Genomic DNA, 17789 nt, shown 5'->3' with positions numbered 1-17789 from the left:
TTTATGACATCTATTAAGCAAGGAGTCTCCACTGGGATAATTTGATAGTTCATGGAATTCAGTCTTAATTATTAGTACCTGCCCAAACCTGACTAGGTGGTCATCTTCTCCTACTCCCTGGGATAGTTTCCGATCAACGGCGCATACGATCCGCTGCTTACGCCGGGGTTCAGCTTTGAATTTATTTAAAGCGTGCTGTATTATGCGGCGCTGCCGATTCTTACTTTCGTTGTCACGACAATTGGGGGCTGGGCGCTTATGATGAAAGGAAGCGCGGTATAACCTTTCATTCGCGCTTATACTAAGCGCTTGGAGCTGGCCCGGCTTGACCCGGGCGGTGCGCTCGCATATCCTTTCGTTAAAGGAAAGAGATTTTATCGTCATCTGCCGGGTCATGGGCATGAGCAATTTTCATATTATTTTCAAGGAATTGCTGCCTAATATCACGTCTTACTTATCGATCAATTTCATTATGATCATGCGCGGCTCATTCGGCGCAAGCGTAGACATCATGCTGCTTTTTGGACTGCATGACAGCACTTTGAACCAAGTGACTCTCTTGCGGGTCATTTCTTTTTTAATCAGACTACTTATATTTTCTGACGCGCTTTAAGCCAATCGCATAACCCTTCAAGGTGTTATGTTTTAGTTTATCTATAATATTAACACTTTGATCTTTATTTCGCTCAGAAATGATACTTTTTACAAAACGGGATCCCTTTTTCAATGCTATATTAGAATTTATAATAAAATTGAAATTAAGGAAGCGCTTACAATTATTTTGAAAGGAGAGCATAAAAATGAAAAGGAAACATCCGGTCCTAAAGTTTATGGTCATTATTTTGCTTATTTCAAGTTTAATGATTGGTTGTTCGAGTACGAATTCAGGGACTGTCAGCCGTGAAAGCAATGAAAGCGGTGAGAGCAGCAACACGAGTTCTTCAAGTCAGCCGGAAAAGGTTACCCTTCGCTTCAGCTGGTGGGGGGCTCAAGAGCGTAATAAAGCTACCCTGGACGCTATTGAGCGTTATATGGAATTAAATCCTCATGTGACGATTCAAGGGGAATACATGGATTATTCCGGTTTTTATGAGAAGCTGGTAGCCCAGCTTGCGGGGGGGACAGCTCCAGATGTTATGGCTATTGTGGACCGTTGGTATTTTGATTTGGTGACTCAGAATGAGTTTTTAGCGGATTTGGGAGAATACGAGAACATTATCGATTTTAGTACAGTGCCTGAGAATTTTATGGAAACGCAATTATTTAATGGAAAGAAAATAGGGTTTCCTGCCGGGCTGCAGGGCGACGTCCTGATTTACAATAATGATTTCTTTGAAAAATATAATATCCCTGCCGATACACAATGGACTTGGGACAGCTTGATTGAGGTGGGCAAAAAAGTACATGATGAAGATCCGAATGCATACCTGCTCTCGCTGGATGCTGCGGAGTTAAACTTTGTTCTAAGGGTTTACCAAAAACAATTAACAGGAAATCAGTTTATCAAGGATGATTATACGTTAGGATTTACTAAAGAAGATATGATAAAAATGCTGACTTTTGTAAGAGACATCTTTGAACAAAATGTAGCCGAGCCGCTTGCCAGCGCAGTATTATATCCAGATGTCAGCCAGCATGAGAATCCAAAATGGAGGAACGGAGAGATGGGCATCACGCATAAGTATACATCTTTAATTCCGGTCTATCAGCAGGTGGAAAATTTTAATTTAGGAGTTGGCGCATTGCCTTTAATGGAGGGCTTTAAGGATCCGGGGACGTTCACAGGTTCTACACTAGTCTATGTTATGAACAAAGGAACAGAGTATCCGGAGGAAACAGCGAAGTTTTTAAATTGGTTAGTGAATGATCCAGAGGCGATCAAGCTCATGGGAACAACACGGGGGGTTCCAGCGACAAAAGTAGGTCAAGAAGTTCTTGGGGAAGCGAATCTTATTGATCCGTTGGTACAAAAAGCATTGGATCTTGCACTTGAGAACTCCAGTAAAGTGCTGCCGGACAATGCGATCAGTCAGAATCAGGAATTAACGATCATTTTTACGGATATCATTGATCAAGTCGGATTTGGGGAGTTGACTCCGGAACAAGGAAGCGAACAATTGATTGCCTTGTTGGAAGATAAGCTCGCGCAGATGAAATAATCGATGCATCGACTAAATAGGCATGATAGCAGCACTTCAAACAGAAGTGCTGTTGTTGTATTTATTGAAGAGCCTCTAAGTATTATAAAGCTAGCAATACAAAAAAATGATACCTTTTCTAATCATCTCCCCCTTTTCTGTATGGCTCAATGTCTTTAAGATAAAGATAAGAGTGTTTATTGGCACAAATGATCAATGTTTTGGAAGCGCTTTTATTGAGGTGTGCATGGTAAGACCAACAATCGAATTGGGGGGAACGCATAAACATGCATAAATTACTAATCATTGAAGATGAAATAGAAACCAGGGACGCGTTATGCCACTATTTCCCTTGGAATGAGCTGGGGTTTGAGGTGGTTGGTCAGTATGACAATGGAAGGCAAGCTTTGGAATATATCAAAACCGATCCACCGGAGGTTGTGTTCAGTGATATCAAAATGCCGGTTATGAATGGCATCGAGCTTGCCGAGGAATTATTTCAGATGAAATGCAGATCAAAGGTCATTTTCCTGAGTGGTTATGCTGATTTTGAGTTTGCGAAACAAGCTATGGTGTATGGCGTTAAGGATTATATACTGAAACCAGCTAAATATAAGGAACTGATTGAGGTATTCTCCCGAATCAAAAAAGAACTGGAAGCGACTGATTCTGAGCAGTCTTCCGGACGTAAAGCCGATCGGAATGAAATAAGGGAATACAATTATGATGAAGAAGTCATATCCACCATTAAACAGTATATTGAAGTGCATTTCAAAGTCGCCACCCTATATGAAGCCGCCACATTAGTAAGAATGAATCCCAGCTATTTAAGCCATTTCTTCAAACAAAAAACAGGTCAAAATTTCTCTCAATTTTTATTGAATGTGCGTATGGAAAAAGCGGCAACGCAATTGATGGATGTTCAACATAAAATTTATGATGTAAGTGAAAATGTAGGCTACAGCAATCCTAAAAATTTCACAAGGACGTTTAAAAATCATTTCGGTAAAACACCGATGGAATTCAGAAAAGGTACCGAGCATGAGAACTGAGGAGTATAACAAGCACAAAATCCTGTTACAGCACTTAAAGAGTTTGCTGCTCTTGATCATATTGCCTTTATTGCTGCTTGGAACGTTATCGATTATCGTTACTCAAGCCTATATTAAGGATGAAGTGAATAAAAATAATTTGACTATTCTGAAGCAGGCCAGTCAACAGATGGACCTGATCATTAGCGAATTGGAAACGCTAAGCTTCAGTTTCAGCAAAAATTCAAATATGATCGTCGCGCTGAAGAATGTATTTAATAAAAAGGAATTGACCTACGTCGACCACAAACTGTTTACAACGATCAAAAGCTATATTGATTCTACTTCCCATATAAAGCCTTATGTTCATTCCTTATATATTTACTACGATAATTCTAACAACCGGTTGATTTCATCCGGCGACATGGGATTAACGAGCTTGGACGCCTATTACGATTATGCCTGGTATGAAGGTTATTTGAAGGAGAAATCAGCCAAAGGGGTAAGAAGTGAATTAAGAGAACTGCAGCGCTACCCTTCCTCTAGGCCTGAATCCATATTAACCATTTATAATAATTTGTTTACGATCAACCCTGCAGAGGCGGATGGAATCATTGTATTGAATATTAAACCTGATTATATAAAAGATCTGAAAGACAGCACGGTAAGTTATCCTGACCAGGGACTTATTATCGTCAATGAGAGTCATGAGCCTGTCATTTCATATAAGCTGGCTTCTGAAATTAACAAACAGGATATTTCCAGCTTTTTGAATAACGATCAAAATTTCTTCAGCTACACAAAGTCTGAGAATAAATATACCGTATCCAAGTACGTTTCAAGTCAATATGGGTGGACCTATATTTCAGTCATTCCTAATCAATCGCTGTATGCGGTTCCATTCAGGCTGCTTCATATCTCCGTTACCTTAATTGTTGTATGCTTGATTATGGGATTACTGCTTGCGTTATATATGACGCGCAATAACTATTTAAATTTCCTGAAGCTTGTAAAAATATTGGAATCGGCCCAATCCGGGCAGCTGCTGCCTACAGATTTAACAAAAGTTAAAGATGAGCACAGCTATCTCATTCGCAGCATGATCAAAACCTTCCTCGAGCAGAACTATTTGAAAATGCAGTTGTCTGAAAGGAAATACAAAATTAAAGTCATGGAATTATTGGCGCTGCAATCTCAAATCAATCCGCATTTCTTATATAACACACTGCACACCATTAGTTGGAAGGCGATTGCCCTGACTAAGAAACCTAATGAGGTCAGTGAGATGATCGATAATCTTTCAATCATATTAAAGTATGCCATAAGCAATTCGAGTGAAACGGTCCCGCTGGAGGAAGAGTTATACTATACCCAGTGTTATCTCAATATCCAGTTGGTTCGTTACCACAACAAGTTTAAGGTAAATTGGAGATGCGATGAAGATATCCTGCACATTCATGTTATGAAGCTTTTGCTGCAGCCGCTGATCGAGAACAGCATCTATCACGGGATCAAGGAAAAAGAAGTATTTGGAACTATTTCCATCAAGATTGTAAAGGACCATTCTTTTTTGAAAATATGGTTGGTAGATGATGGGTTGGGGATGAAGCCGGAGACTTTAAAGGCCATCAGAGAAAAATTAAAACATGGTGAGGACAGCTTGACGAATGAACACATCGGACTCTATAACGTCCATAAACGGTTAGTTCTGATGTACGGGGATGAACATTACGGTATTCGGATTAAAAGCAAATATAACAAAGGCACCGCGATTTATATGCGAATTCCGATACCGGTGACAACGATGCTTTTGCCTTAGCCCTGATGGGCTAAGGTTTTTTATGTTATCCAAAATATGAATACCCCTGATTGTTTTTATCCGAAAAATGATACTTTTTACAAAATGATATCCCTTTTTAGTCCAAACGCCCCCTTATATAATAAGTTTGAGCATGAAGGAAGCGTTTGCATAACTGAAATGACACTTGGGAAGGCAAGCAATCTATGCCAAAGAAGATCGGCTGCTGCCGTTTCAAAATGGAATGAAGGTGGTGAGAGCAACACATTACTATTTCTTAAGCATTAGGGTAAGGAAAATAAAAAAAAGAAGGTGCTGTCGTTGAATAATCGAACGCAAACTCAACATTCTTATAAAACGAGAGCAAAACGACTGCCCAAGTTAATTTCCGGTAACAGGCAATGGGTGGGGCTCCTTTACATTTCGCCTTGGTTAATCGGCTTTCTGATTCTCGAATTATACCCGTTAATGGCCTCTCTCTATTACTCTTTTACTGATTTTACATTGTTAAGAAAACCGGAATTTGTGGGGTTGAAGAATTATATCCAGATGTTCACGAAGGATCATAACTTCTGGAATTCCGTAGTCGTTACATTCAAGTGGGTAATTATAGCGGTTCCCTTAAAGCTAACCACTGCTTTACTGGTTGCCCTGCTGCTGAATAAGAAATTAAAGCACATTAACTTTTACCGCACAGTATATTATCTTCCGTCGATCTTTGCAGGCAGTGTGGCGGTTGCGATTCTATGGCGTTTCTTATTTATGCGTGAAGGCCTGGTCAACCAAATCTTAAGTGCTGTTCATATTCCGCCTGTTGATTGGCTTGGTAATCCCGATATTGCCCTTTATACATTGAGTATGATTAACGTCTGGCAGTTTGGAACCTCGATGGTTTTGTTTTTGGCGGGGCTGAAGCAAATACCCGGTGATTTGTATGAAGCGGGCCGAATAGACGGCGCAAATAAAATTCAACAGTTCTGGTCGATCACCTTACCAATGCTTACGCCAATCGTTCTGTTTAACCTGGTCATGCAGACGATTAATGCCTTTCAAGATTTTACGGCACCATTCGTTATTACTAAAGGAGGTCCGGCGAAATCGACTTATCTGTTTTCGATTATGATTTATGACAACGGTTTCAAGTACTTCAGCATGGGGTACGCCGCAGCACTATCCTGGCTCATGTTCGCAGCCATTATCACACTGACCGCTGTTTTATTCTGGAGTTCCCGCTACTGGGCGCATTATGAGGATGGTGGTAAATGATATGAGATTTCTGAGAAAATCGAGTGTTTACGCTTTATTGTCTGTACTGGGCTTTATCTTGGTCTACCCGTTAATCTGGATCTTCTTTGGCTCCTTCAAAACCAATAACGATATTCTGGGCTCTATCAAACTGTTGCCTGCAGAATTTGTGCTTGAAGGCTATCGGCTTGGTTGGGCGGGCAGCGGCCAATTTACGTTTGGACACTTTTTCCTGAATACGTTTCAGATGGTCATCCCAACCGTACTGCTGACCACCTTTTCCAGCTATGTCATTGCTTATGGCTTTGCCAGATTTCGCTTCCCAATGCACAAAATTTTATTTGCGCTTATGCTTTCAACCTTAATGCTGCCGCCTACGGTCGTCATCATTCCAAGATATATCCTGTTTAATAATTTAGGCTGGTTGGACACGTATTTGCCCTTTGTGGTTCCAGCGCTGCTTGGCTTTTCACCCTTCTATATTTTTATGCAGTATCAATTTCTACGCGGATTGCCGAAGGAATTGGATGAGTCGGCGGTTATGGATGGATGTAACTCCTTTAAGATCATGACTCATATCCTGCTGCCTTTAAGTAAGCCGGCACTTGTTGCAGCAGCTGTATTCAATTTTATGTGGGCGTGGAATGAATTCTTCAGTGTATTGATTTACATCAGCAGTGTAAGCAAGTATACCGTCTCACTTGGCTTGCGGATGATGATGGATATTGATGCGGCGACCACTTGGAATCAAATTATGGCCATGTCGGTACTCAGTATGCTGCCTTGCGCACTATTTTTCTTCTTCGCGCAGAAATTTTTCGTGGAAGGCATCGCGAAGAGCGGAATCAAAGGTTAGCCTTTTATTTTTATAAAGGAACATCAACTTAAATTAGGAGGAATTTCAAATGACCCAACAATTCCAAACACGCAGTATCGAAATTCATGACACGGCAACGATGTGGAACCCGGAAAAGATGGAGAAGATCATAAACTTTATGGTACGCCACGACATGAATACGCTGATTTTTCACGAAAACGACATTGCCGACAAGCTGGTCTTCCCATCGATTCTATACGGCGATGATATCAAAGAGAAAAATATCTACGGCATTTTCGAAAAAATCTATGAAAGAATTTACGACAAAACCCCGAGTCCATTTGTATTTATTGATGAAAAGGCGATCTTGATGGAATTGATGCGATCCATTGTCCGCATGGCTTCCCGGAAAGGGATCCGCGTCTTTTTCCAGACCAAAGAAATCTGGTATGCCGACCTGTTATTTAACAGTGAGATGATGAAGGGCGATGCAGTATGCCCGAGCAACCCGTTCTGGTGGGAGACCTATCTGCCCAGAAAATATGAAGAGCTGCTTCAAAATATCCCGGAGCTGAGCGGAATCGTGACCTCTACGGGGACGCGTGAAAGCCGTGCTTCCCTGGCGCATGGCAAATGTAAATGTGACGTATGCAAGAACTTCGACCTGCAGGAGTGGCAGCAAAACATCATTATGTCCATCTATAAGCCGGTTAAAGCAGCCGGAAAGCAGCTCGTTGTGCGGGACTTTACTTACTATGCGGATGAACAAAGCGGCCTTCGTGCCGGTGTGATGAGTATGCCGGGAGATATCGCCGTTTCGATCAAAAATACACCTCAGGATTTCTATCCAACGTTTCCGGATAATGCATTAATCGGTCAAGTAGGTGACCATGAACAATGGATTGAATATGAAGTGCTTGGCGAATACTTCGGTTTTGGCGTCGTCCCCTGCATCTTAATTGAAGATATTCGAGCCCGTATGAAATACGCTTTGGCTAGAGGGGCCAAAGGATTTACGGCACGCGTGGATTGGGAAGCGCTCCCGAATTTCTCGGCTTTTGATACGGCCAACATTCTTAATGTGTACGCAACAGCCATGCTCGCCAAGAATCCAGACCTGCCGGGCTCAGAGATCTACCGTACGTATCTAACCGAATATCAATTGTTTGCAGAGGAATTAAGCGCAAAAGAACAGGAAGCCTGCGTCCAAAGGGTGATGGATATTCTTGAACGCACCTGGTCCGTAATGGCGAAAACCCCTTATATTAAAGACTTCTTGTTCAGCTCCAACAGCAAGATCCCGGCGAATATTGAGCATGGCGAGTTTTTGGCCAAGGAGCATCACGGGTTGCAAAAATGGTTCCCGGAGCGTGCAAATGACCATGACATGACCCCGGAAAATGTGGCGGCATTCCTGGAAGAGAAGAACGAAGCGCTTGCCGAGGTATGCGAGCTGTATGACTTCATTAAAGCTTATAATCCTGGATTAAAAGAAGATTTCTATGCGCTATTGGTCTCGCAGTTCGAGATTTACAGATTCTATGTAGAGCAATTCAGAGCTGTCGCTAATGTGTACATTCTGGTTAAAGCAGCAAGTCCCGGCGGAGACGGCAAAGCCGTATTGGAGGCCCTTGAAGAGCTTCGCGTGTTCGAAGGCCGGCTGCAAAATTATCGTTTCCCGGTCTATGAATATCCGGCAAGCGTACTGCTGTGCTATGAGAAGGTGCACTATTACCGTCTGGATGCGATAAATAGGGTCTCCAAATTGCAGTTTAAGTAACCGGCAGGCATAGATTGACATGAACTAGACAGACAAGGAGGCGGCATGGTGAGTCTGAATGATATCAGATTATTGAATGAATCCATTGATGTCAGTCAATCGTTTCATAAGACGGAAAATCTACACTTTCATTTAAACCGGGTGACAGTGCTTGATGCCCATACAGGCCGGGGCAGTATTGAATGGCAGCGGCATGGCTACAAGATAAGAACATCCTTTAATCAGGTGATGCTTCCGTTTGAACGGACGGGTTCCTGGGAATTCCCCCCGGAATACGAGCAGGATAAAGTGCTGCCCTTTGACATCTCCTTTGTTTCGGATCGTGTGGTAAGGGTGAGGTTGTCCGGGAAGGGCCCGCTTGGCGACGCACAGGCGGCTTCCCCGATGATTGAACGGCTTGGAGAAACAAAGTGGTCCGCAAAGGAGGAAGAAGGGACGGTTGTTTATGAGAGCGCCCATGGCTCGTTGACCGTTGAGCGGGACCCGCTGCGCTTTGTATTGCGCGACCGCTCAGGAAGAGTCCTTACCCGGACCAAGCAAATGGCGGATGTCGCCGGTCTGCTGAATAATGAGCCGAGGCCAACCTCCTTCGTACGCCGTTCTGCGGATTTAAGAAGATATATGGCCTTGTCGCTTGAGCTTATTCCCGGCGAGGCGATCATTGGAGGCGGCGAGTCCTTCACACGATTGAACAAGCGCGGGCAAAAATTAAATCTGTGGATGAATGATCCCAAAGGGGTCATGAACCGTGACATGTATAAGCCGGTTCCTTTCCTGATGAGCAGCAACGGCTATGGGATGTTTGTTCATACTTCGGCCCCAGTAACACTGGACATCGGGCATAGCTACGATGGCGCGCAGACGGTATATGTCGGCGACGATATGCTGGATATCTTCTTCTTTTTGGGCGGCCCGCATGAGATTCTTGGCGCATATACGCAGTTGACCGGCAGAAGCCCGGTGCCGCCCTTGTGGTCGTTCGGATTATGGATGAGCCGGATCACGTACAACACCCAGGATGAAGTCCTGGATGTTGCGCAAAAGCTTCGCGAGCATCAAATTCCATGTGATGTCCTTCACCTGGATACCGGCTGGTTTGACGTGGAATGGCGATGCAACTACGAGTTCTCTCCTTCAAGATTTCCGGATCCCAAGGCCATGCTGGACCGGCTTAAAGCGCAGAATTTCCATTTAAGTCTATGGCAGGTGCCTTATTTTACGCCTACGAATACATTGTATCAGGAGGCCATAGACAAGGGTTATGTCATCCTGGATGCAGACGGAAAGCTGCCCACAGAGGATGCTATTGTCGATTTCAGCAATCCGGAGGCGATTGAATGGTTTAAAGGACTAATTACCCGACTGTTCGACTTGGGAATTTCGGCGATCAAGGCGGATTTCGGTGAAGAAGCACCGCTTCACGGCGCCTATGCTTCAGGCAAAACAGGGAGATTTGAGCATAATCTTTATGCCTTGCGCTATACGGGCGCTGTTTACGAAGCGAGCCGTCGCGGCGACGATCATCCTGTAATATGGGCGCGCAGCGCTTGGGCCGGCGGGCAAAAGTACCCTGTGCACTGGGGAGGAGATCCAGAAGCTACTGACGGCGCTTTTGCGGCCAGCATCCGCGGGGGATTGTCCCTCGGCGCCAGCGGATTTTCATTCTGGAGCCATGATAATGGAGGTTTTGTAAAGCGCAGTCCGGAAGAGCTGTATTTGCGCTGGCTGGCCTGCGGCATGTTCTCCTCTCACACGCGCTGTCACGGCCAGCCGCCAAAGGAGCCATGGCTGTTTGACGAAGCGTTTATGGACCGGTTTAGAGCGATTGTAAATATGCGTTACCAATTGATGCCTTACATTTACGCGCAAGCTGTTGTCTCTGCCGAGAAGGGGCTTCCGATGGTTCGCGCACTGTGCATTGATTATCCTGAAGATCCGCTCGTTTGGGAGATTGATGACAGCTATATGTTCGGAGACAGCATGCTGGTTGCTCCATTATTCCACAGCGGTCATTCCGCCAGAAAGGTTTATCTGCCGGAGGGGGCATGGATCGATTACCAGACTCACAAGGCATATGAAGGCGGGAAAGTCCATAACATCCAGGCAGGAGCCGTACCGCTCATTGTGCTTGTTAAGGATGGAACGCTGATTCCGCATATTCCACTCGCTCAATCTACACAGGAAATGGACTGGGAGGCCTTGGAGTATGTTGCTTATGCTGCGGATGCGAAGCAGGCAGCCGGTGTCGTATGTTTGCCGAACGGCCGTCCTGAGTTGATAAACTATGAGCTCTCTCATGGGGGACAAGACAAAATAAGCGTTATTCGTTCACAATAGTGCCGGATTAAGCGATCCAAACCTTTGAATTAGAGAAGAAGTGGAGTCGAGTAAGGGGGAGATGCCGTATAGAGTTCAAAATCGGGATTGCTGGCGCGGATTATACAATCGATCATATCACGACTAGTTTGGTCAAAGCGCGCCTGAACAGCCAGGTTTCCTTACATCAGCATCCGGTGTTCCATCTTCTCTATATTTTAGAAGGCAAGGGCAAGGTAACGGTGGGCGAGACCACCACGGTCGCAGAACCGGGAATGCTCTATGTGATCAGTCCGAACGAGCCGCACCGGTTTCTGTTTGGGGATGGAGAGCCGCTGACTAATTTTGAATGTACCTTCCGATTACTGGACCGATGCAGAAACTCAGTTGTCGTCCATTTCGGTGAAGCGGCCGGGAAGCTGGAAGCGGGACCGGATATGGATTGGAAGGAGCCGATCCGTGTCCCCTCACGGCTTAGACCGCTTGTTAAGGAAGGCTTCGAGCGAATTCTTGAGGCTATGAATAGTCCGCTGCTGCGGCAGCATTCGGGGATACTCGTTGCAGAGCTCATGGCAAGGGTAAAGACGATCGCCAACATTGCAGTTCGTGCCGATCAGCCGATCGTACCCCACGAGGAATTAATTGAGGGTGTGAAGCATTTTCTGTTCACAAACCGCAGCCGGGCGGTGTCGTTAAGCGAAGCGGCAGGTTTTGCCCATGTCACGCCAAATTACTTATGCCGCATTTTTAAGGAGCACACGGGCGACAGTCCGATGGGATATCTCCAGACGGTCCGGATGCGTGAAGCCGAGAAGCTGCTGTCCTTTACGGATCTTCCTGTCTACACCATTGCCGAGAAGCTGGGTTTCGATGAGCCGTCCTATTTTGCCAGAGTGTTTCGCAGTGTGTACGGCTATTCTCCGCAGGTGTACCGAAAAAACCTGCTTCAAGAAAACAGGATAAAATAGTCCGTATTGCCGTCAATTCTGTGCCTTCAGAGATTCCGGTCCGTTATCTATACTTAAATTGTAGTGATGAATCTTATTCTTAAGGAGGAATAGCATATGGGCTTGACGCATGAACAAATTGTTGATTTTCAAACGAACGGATATTTGATTGCCGAGGACGTGCTTACCGATGCTGAATTGCAGCCGGTGATCGACGAGATCAACCAAATTATCGACGAGCGTGCCCGCAGGCTGAAATCGGAAGGCAAAATAACGGAGCTGTATGAGAATGAGCCTTTTGAAAGGCGGATTATCCTGCTTAGTGAACAGTCGAAAGAGATTACAAAAAACCTTGATATTATGTTTACTTTGGGTGAAGCGATGTTTGATTTCTTACGAAACGATCGTTTGCTTAATGTCGTTGAAAGCTTGCTGGGCCGGGAGATTTCCTGTAATCCAATCCAGCATATGCGCGCAAAATTGCCTTGGCGGGGGGTAGGGGAGCAGCCTGCGGATGAAAATGTGCCTTGGCATCAGGATGCCGCCGTTACGTCCGAGGATTCAGAGGCATCCGAGATCATTACATTCTGGATGCCTCTGGTAGATGCCACAGCCGAAACAGGCTGTATGGAAATCATGCCCCAAGTGTTCAAACAAGGGTATTTGAAGCATATCGGAGGAGAAGGAACAACGATCAGTCCGGAACTTCTTCCTTCCGCTAAACCCATTACCGCAGAGTGTCGAAAAGGCAGTATCGTGATTATGAATAAGTACACGCCGCATCGGGGAACATCGAATTTGTCCAACATTGTCCGCTGGTCTCTCGACTTAAGATACCATAAAACAGGTGCGGCGTCCGGCCGTTCCTACCATCCTTCCTTCGTGGTCCGCAGCGCCTCTAATCCGGACAGCGTATTGACCGATCATAATCAGTGGCGCACGATGTGGAAGGAGGCTATAGAGAAAAAACAGAACTATGCTCACAGGGTATAGATCTTAACTGAGGCCAGGCTATTGTTTTTGTACTTTACAATGACAATAGCCTTTTTATTTTTGCAGGGAGTAAGAGGATCAAATTGTGCGTATAACAGAGCATTGCATACATTCCGGCAAAGGATCCTTTTTTGTGCTTAGATCAGTAAATTTCATGTGCCGTTAATAGGATTGGTGAAATCATGGAGGTGTCCGCATGTTAGCAGTTGGATCAAGAGATTATCGCTATGAGGTTGTAGAGGGATGGGCTAAGCTCCCGCCATCTATTACCTTTGGATATACCCATGGCATCGAGACCGATGCAAAAGGGAATGTTTATGTGTTTCATACGGGGAACCCCTCTGTCGTGGTGTTCGATGAAGATGGGAACTATCTTACATCGTGGGGCGGACAGTTCGAAGAAGGCGCGCATGGATTCTATTTACATGAGGAAGCGGACGGAGCGTATCTCTATGTCACGGACATAAATTGCGGCTTAATGGTCAAGCTGACGCTTGATGGACAGGAGATTCTATCCATTGGAACACCCGATCGCCCGGATATTTATAATGACGAGAAGAAATTCATTCCTACAGATGCGGCAGTCGCGCCAAACGGTGACATTTATATCGCAGATGGCTACGGTGAGCCTTATATTCATCACTATACGAAGGAGGGCGTCTATATCAGATCCTGGGGCGGGGCCGGTCATGAAGCAGGGCAACTGTTAAGGCCCCACGGGATATCAGTTGACCTTCGCAGAGAAGAGCCGGAGCTATATGTTGCGGATCGGGGGAATTTCCGCATCCAGGTCTTCACATTGGACGGAAAGCATAAACGGTTTATTACAAACGATGTGGATCGTCCCTGCAGCTTCTATTACACCGAACATGAGCTGTTTATTCCCGATTTAAATAGCCGGGTAACGATATTCGATCAACAAGATCAACTGATTACACATCTTGGTGAAGATCAGCAAGCGTACAAGCAAGAAGGCTGGCCTAATTTACCCAAGAGCTGCTATCGCCCAGACCGCTTTAGTTCACCGCATGGGGTTTGCGTCGATAAGAAAGGCAATGTTTACGTTGCCGAATGGATCTCAGACGGCCGTGTGACTAAACTAAAACGAATAATAAGGTGCACGTGTGGCAGCGGCTGCGGGTAAGGATGATTTCTTGAGTAGACGCTTTCCTTTATACAAACTTATTTATCGAAGCATTGTGAACTCGAAATGAGGACGCAATGCTTTTTGGTTTAAAGGATTTGCATAACGCGGATGAAAAAGAATCGGCCTTTTTCCCGTACATGCACTTCTAGGCCCACGCCCACATACAATGTAGAACAGTCTTCAGTGTTCTTTCGGGAAGGGAAAGTGAACTCCCCGACATTTCAATATGGGGGTGGCCGATTCATGCCAGGATTGTTTGCGGCGATCGCGCTGTTCATCAAACAGCTGTCGCTATTGGTTTCGTATGTCAAGAACAATGCCTTTCCGCAGCCGCTGCAGGAGGATGAGGAAGCGAAGCACCTGAAATTAATGGCGGAAGGCAATCAGCATTCCCGTAATCTTCTCATCGAGCATAACCTGCGGCTGGTGGCGCATATCGTCAAAAAATTCGATAATACAGGGGAAGATTTAGAGGATCTGATCTCGATCGGAACGATTGGATTGATCAAGGCGATCGAAAGCTTTCAAACAGGAAAGGGCACGAAGCTTGCGACATTTGCGGCCCGTTGTATTGAGAACGAAATTCTCATGCACCTTCGCTCGCTCAAGAAAACGCGTAAAGATGTGTCCCTGCATGATCCAATCGGAACCGACAAGGAAGGTAACGAAATTACGTTGATTGATATCCTCGGTACGGAAGCCGACGATGTCGTGGATAAAGTGCAGCTTAAGATCGAGAAGCGGAAAATCTATAAAAACCTGGATATTCTTGATGATCGGGAGAAGGAGGTTGTGATCGGGCGTTTCGGCCTGGAAGCAGGCGGAGATGAACGGACACAACGGGAAATCGCGAAAGAGCTTGGCATCAGCCGCAGCTACGTATCGCGCATCGAGAAGCGGGCACTCATGAAGTTGTATCATGAGTTTTATAAGCAGAAGAAGTGAGAGGTAGAATGCTCATTGAGGAAAAGAAACCAATTAATTTCTTCTGAAAATGCTGAAAAGCAGCGGCCTATTGGTGCCTAATGGTCGCTGCTTTTGTTGTGAGTTACATATAAAATTAAAGCATTTTAGTTGATCGTTGCCATGACTTCCGCAGGCTTGCTTCATCGATCTGGGTGGCCGATTTTTCTGATGACGAGTTCAGGGATCACAAGCAGCAGCACGATGGAGCCGTAGACGCCAATGGTATAACTGGCAGCGTAACCGAGACCCAATCCTTGATGAACAAGCACGGTGATTAGATGAATCAACATGTTCGTAAAACAAAAGGCATAACTTCGGATCATCCAGCTCCGGTGCCGGATCATCGGTTTCTTTTTGATTTCCATATCAAATTTAGTGCGTTAAACCCCATGCTGATAATTTTTCCTCCGGTAGCGTAAGGGTGCACTCAGCAACAAGTCCATTGACCTTATGTTATTACTCCGGAAGCCGATTGACAGTCTGAGTCCGCTTACACGGAAAAACGCATCTCAATCTCGAATAATGCTGCAGATGAGTTGCAAGCAATCATTTGAATGGGGGAGCACTGCTGGCGGGTTGGATACCTGTAGGGCTGCACATAAACACGGAATATATAAAGTAAATCCGAATATAGTTGTGAGTGAGATTATTTCATTCACTGCTGCTTAAATGGGTTAAAAAAATCAATTGAATGTACTTGACAAATTATAAACATAATATAATATTATTAATAGTCCTAGATACTCTTTTAAGGGAGGAAACCGCATGTTCCATGTGTTCAGGTTGGGCTATGTTGAATTTAATACGAGGGATATTGAAGCTCTTAAGAGATATTACACAGAAGTGATGGGCTTCAGTCTTGTAGAAGAAGATGCTGATGGGAGGGTTTACCTAAGCAGCTCTACAGATCATCATAATATAGTTCTGGTTCCTTCCACACTGTCGGGATTCGCTCGTTTTGGACTCCAATACCAATCGGATTTTTCAGCTAAAGATGTCGTGAAGCAATTAGCCGAGATTGATATTAAAGCAGAATTGAAAACGGATACAAAACCAGGTGTGCCGGAAGTTATCGGATTTTCGGATCCGGACGGTTATGAGGTACAGCTGTTTTCTGAAATGGGCACGGCGGCCTCTGGATTTAAGCACGTTGGAATCATTCCTAACAAAATCGGCCATCTTTCCTTACGAGTTGAAAGCGCGAAAAGATCGGTACAGTTTTATGAGAAACTGGGATTCATTAATACGGATTGGATCGAAGAGTTTTTCGGATTTACGACATGTAATACGGATCACCATGTGTTGAATTTTTGCGCTTCCCCGAGAAAAGGATTACATCATCTCGCTTTCGAATTGAGGAATTACAGCCATCTGGCACATTGTATGGATTATCTGGGGAAACACCAAATTCCGATCTTGTGGGGGCCGTCCAGGCATGGTGCCGGGCATAATATCGCTACTTACCATTATGACCCCGATGAAAATATGATCGAGCTGTTTACCGATGGCGATAAGTACGTAAAGGAATTGGATTCCTTTGAGCCAAGACCTTGGCATAGAGATAACCCGCAGAAACCGAAAGTTTGGAAAACGGAAGACTGCATCTCCCAATGGGGAACTTCTTTCGAAAAAGCGCTGGTATAGCTGCAAGGTGCAACAGAGAGTTTTAGGGCCGGGCCTGCTCTAAAACTTTTTTTGTTATGGCGTGCCCAGCTAAGCACGCATTCTCTAGCCGGTGAAAGTCCGGTCACAGGAGGGGCCAAGCCCCTGTGCAGCTAGGATACCTGCGTATGGCGAAATCTGTGCGTAGAAGCGTATCGACGAAAGTACCCGTCGGAGATGGGGCGAGCAATGTACCAGGCCGTAACATAAAGTGAATTCTGCCGCGTCGTCAAAAAGGCCTCGCAAGAGGAAAGAGAGGATGCCGAGTCCCGCATTTTTGGACGAAGGCCATGGAAGCTGCTCAGAACTTGGATCGGCAGTGAAGAATCCTCCGGCGTAAGGGAAACGGCATGGTATGAAAGAGGAGGCAGTGAACTGGGGAGACCCTCCCCTGCACGAAACAACACTTCGTAAAAAGACCCTCTATAAGCCCTCAAGGTGAAGTGAGAGGTCTGCAGGAAGGGAGTCCGAGGGGCTCATACTACCGTGGAACGCAGGACAACACAACCTGCGGGAGGGAAGGAGCTTTGCTTTGTTCATGTTTCTTAAGGAGGTACGAATCAGTGAATGCCAAACGGCTAACAACACCAAAGGAAAACGTTCAACAACTCCAGGAGAAACTAGGTCATGCGGCCAAGGAAAGCAAGAAGCGAAGATTTCACGCGCTGTACGACAAGATCTATCGGCTAGACATCCTGTGGGAGGCATGGCGAAGAATACGAGCCAATAAGGGCTCGGCTGGAATTGACGGAGAAACGTTAGCAGACATTGAAAAGCAAGGAGAAGTACTCTTCGTGCACGAATGTCAACGGCTTCTTAAAGAAGGCGAGTATCATCCGCAACCAGTAAGACGCCACTACATCCCAAAGAAGGATGGCAAGCAACGGCCGCTAGGGATTCCTACGGTGAGAGACCGCGTCATTCAGATGGCAACCAAACTAGTCATCGA

12 protein-coding genes and 3 pseudogenes are annotated in these 17789 nt (G+C 45.3%); 14 read left to right on the top strand and 1 reads right to left on the bottom strand.

Annotated elements, in window-relative coordinates; genetic code table 11:
• Nucleotides 1-289: 289 nt before the first annotated feature.
• The 12 genes and pseudogenes from IEW11_RS19855 to sigK all read left to right on the top strand — a co-directional run.
• Nucleotides 290-613: pseudogene (locus IEW11_RS19855) on the top strand (ABC transporter permease subunit); the annotation flags it as partial.
• A gap of 187 nt (nucleotides 614-800) precedes the next feature.
• Nucleotides 801-2159 (top strand): ABC transporter substrate-binding protein, encoded by a 1359-nt coding sequence (locus IEW11_RS19850; RefSeq protein ID WP_188532816.1) that lies wholly within the window; start codon nucleotides 801-803, stop codon nucleotides 2157-2159.
• 266 nt (nucleotides 2160-2425) lie between these two features.
• Entirely contained in the window at nucleotides 2426-3190 is a 765-nt protein-coding gene (locus IEW11_RS19845; RefSeq protein ID WP_188532815.1) for a response regulator transcription factor, read from the top strand.
• Nucleotides 3180-4988, top strand: coding sequence for a sensor histidine kinase (locus tag IEW11_RS19840; RefSeq protein ID WP_188532814.1), 1809 nt, complete (start codon nucleotides 3180-3182; stop codon nucleotides 4986-4988). Before IEW11_RS19845 ends, IEW11_RS19840 begins: the two co-directional genes overlap by 11 nt.
• A 300-nt stretch (nucleotides 4989-5288) precedes the next feature.
• A complete protein-coding gene (locus IEW11_RS19835) occupies nucleotides 5289-6233 on the top strand; it encodes a carbohydrate ABC transporter permease (RefSeq protein WP_229725486.1) in 945 nt (314 codons plus the stop codon).
• A gap of 1 nt (nucleotide 6234) precedes the next feature.
• Nucleotides 6235-7068, top strand: coding sequence for a carbohydrate ABC transporter permease (locus tag IEW11_RS19830; protein WP_188532813.1), 834 nt, complete (start codon nucleotides 6235-6237; stop codon nucleotides 7066-7068).
• Nucleotides 7069-7117: 49 nt separating this feature from the next.
• Complete coding sequence (locus IEW11_RS19825; RefSeq protein ID WP_188532812.1) at nucleotides 7118-8809, top strand: hypothetical protein; 1692 nt, start codon at nucleotides 7118-7120, stop codon at nucleotides 8807-8809.
• Between the two features lie 48 nt (nucleotides 8810-8857).
• Nucleotides 8858-11146: a glycoside hydrolase family 31 protein gene (locus IEW11_RS19820; protein WP_188532811.1), complete on the top strand. Its 2289-nt coding sequence runs from the start codon at nucleotides 8858-8860 to the stop codon at nucleotides 11144-11146.
• Between the two features lie 128 nt (nucleotides 11147-11274).
• The gene (locus tag IEW11_RS19815) at nucleotides 11275-12093 is read left to right on the top strand and encodes an AraC family transcriptional regulator (protein WP_188532810.1); all 819 of its coding nucleotides are present in this window, start codon (nucleotides 11275-11277) and stop codon (nucleotides 12091-12093) included.
• A gap of 96 nt (nucleotides 12094-12189) precedes the next feature.
• The gene (locus IEW11_RS19810; RefSeq protein ID WP_188532809.1) at nucleotides 12190-13065 is read left to right on the top strand and encodes a phytanoyl-CoA dioxygenase family protein; all 876 of its coding nucleotides are present in this window, start codon (nucleotides 12190-12192) and stop codon (nucleotides 13063-13065) included.
• A 196-nt stretch (nucleotides 13066-13261) separates the two neighbouring features.
• Nucleotides 13262-14209: an NHL repeat-containing protein gene (locus IEW11_RS19805; RefSeq protein WP_188532808.1), complete on the top strand. Its 948-nt coding sequence runs from the start codon at nucleotides 13262-13264 to the stop codon at nucleotides 14207-14209.
• Nucleotides 14210-14455: 246 nt separating this feature from the next.
• The gene (gene sigK, locus IEW11_RS19800) at nucleotides 14456-15157 is read left to right on the top strand and encodes an RNA polymerase sporulation sigma factor SigK (RefSeq protein WP_188532807.1); all 702 of its coding nucleotides are present in this window, start codon (nucleotides 14456-14458) and stop codon (nucleotides 15155-15157) included.
• A 161-nt stretch (nucleotides 15158-15318) separates the two neighbouring features.
• Here sigK and IEW11_RS19795 read toward each other — a convergent pair.
• Nucleotides 15319-15599, bottom strand: a pseudogene (locus IEW11_RS19795) (DUF2306 domain-containing protein); the annotation flags it as partial.
• Nucleotides 15600-15943: 344 nt separating this feature from the next.
• Here IEW11_RS19795 and IEW11_RS19790 point away from each other — a divergent pair.
• Nucleotides 15944-16822 (top strand): VOC family protein, encoded by an 879-nt coding sequence (locus IEW11_RS19790; protein ID WP_188532806.1) that lies wholly within the window; start codon nucleotides 15944-15946, stop codon nucleotides 16820-16822.
• A gap of 581 nt (nucleotides 16823-17403) precedes the next feature.
• Nucleotides 17404-17789: pseudogene (locus IEW11_RS19785) on the top strand (group II intron reverse transcriptase/maturase); the annotation flags it as partial.

It is taken from the genome of Paenibacillus abyssi (genome assembly GCF_014640295.1).
GTDB lineage: Bacteria > Bacillota > Bacilli > Paenibacillales > Paenibacillaceae > Paenibacillus_D > Paenibacillus_D abyssi.
The sequence above is the reverse complement of the archived record's forward strand: the minus strand, read 5'-3'. Positions and strand labels throughout refer to the sequence as shown.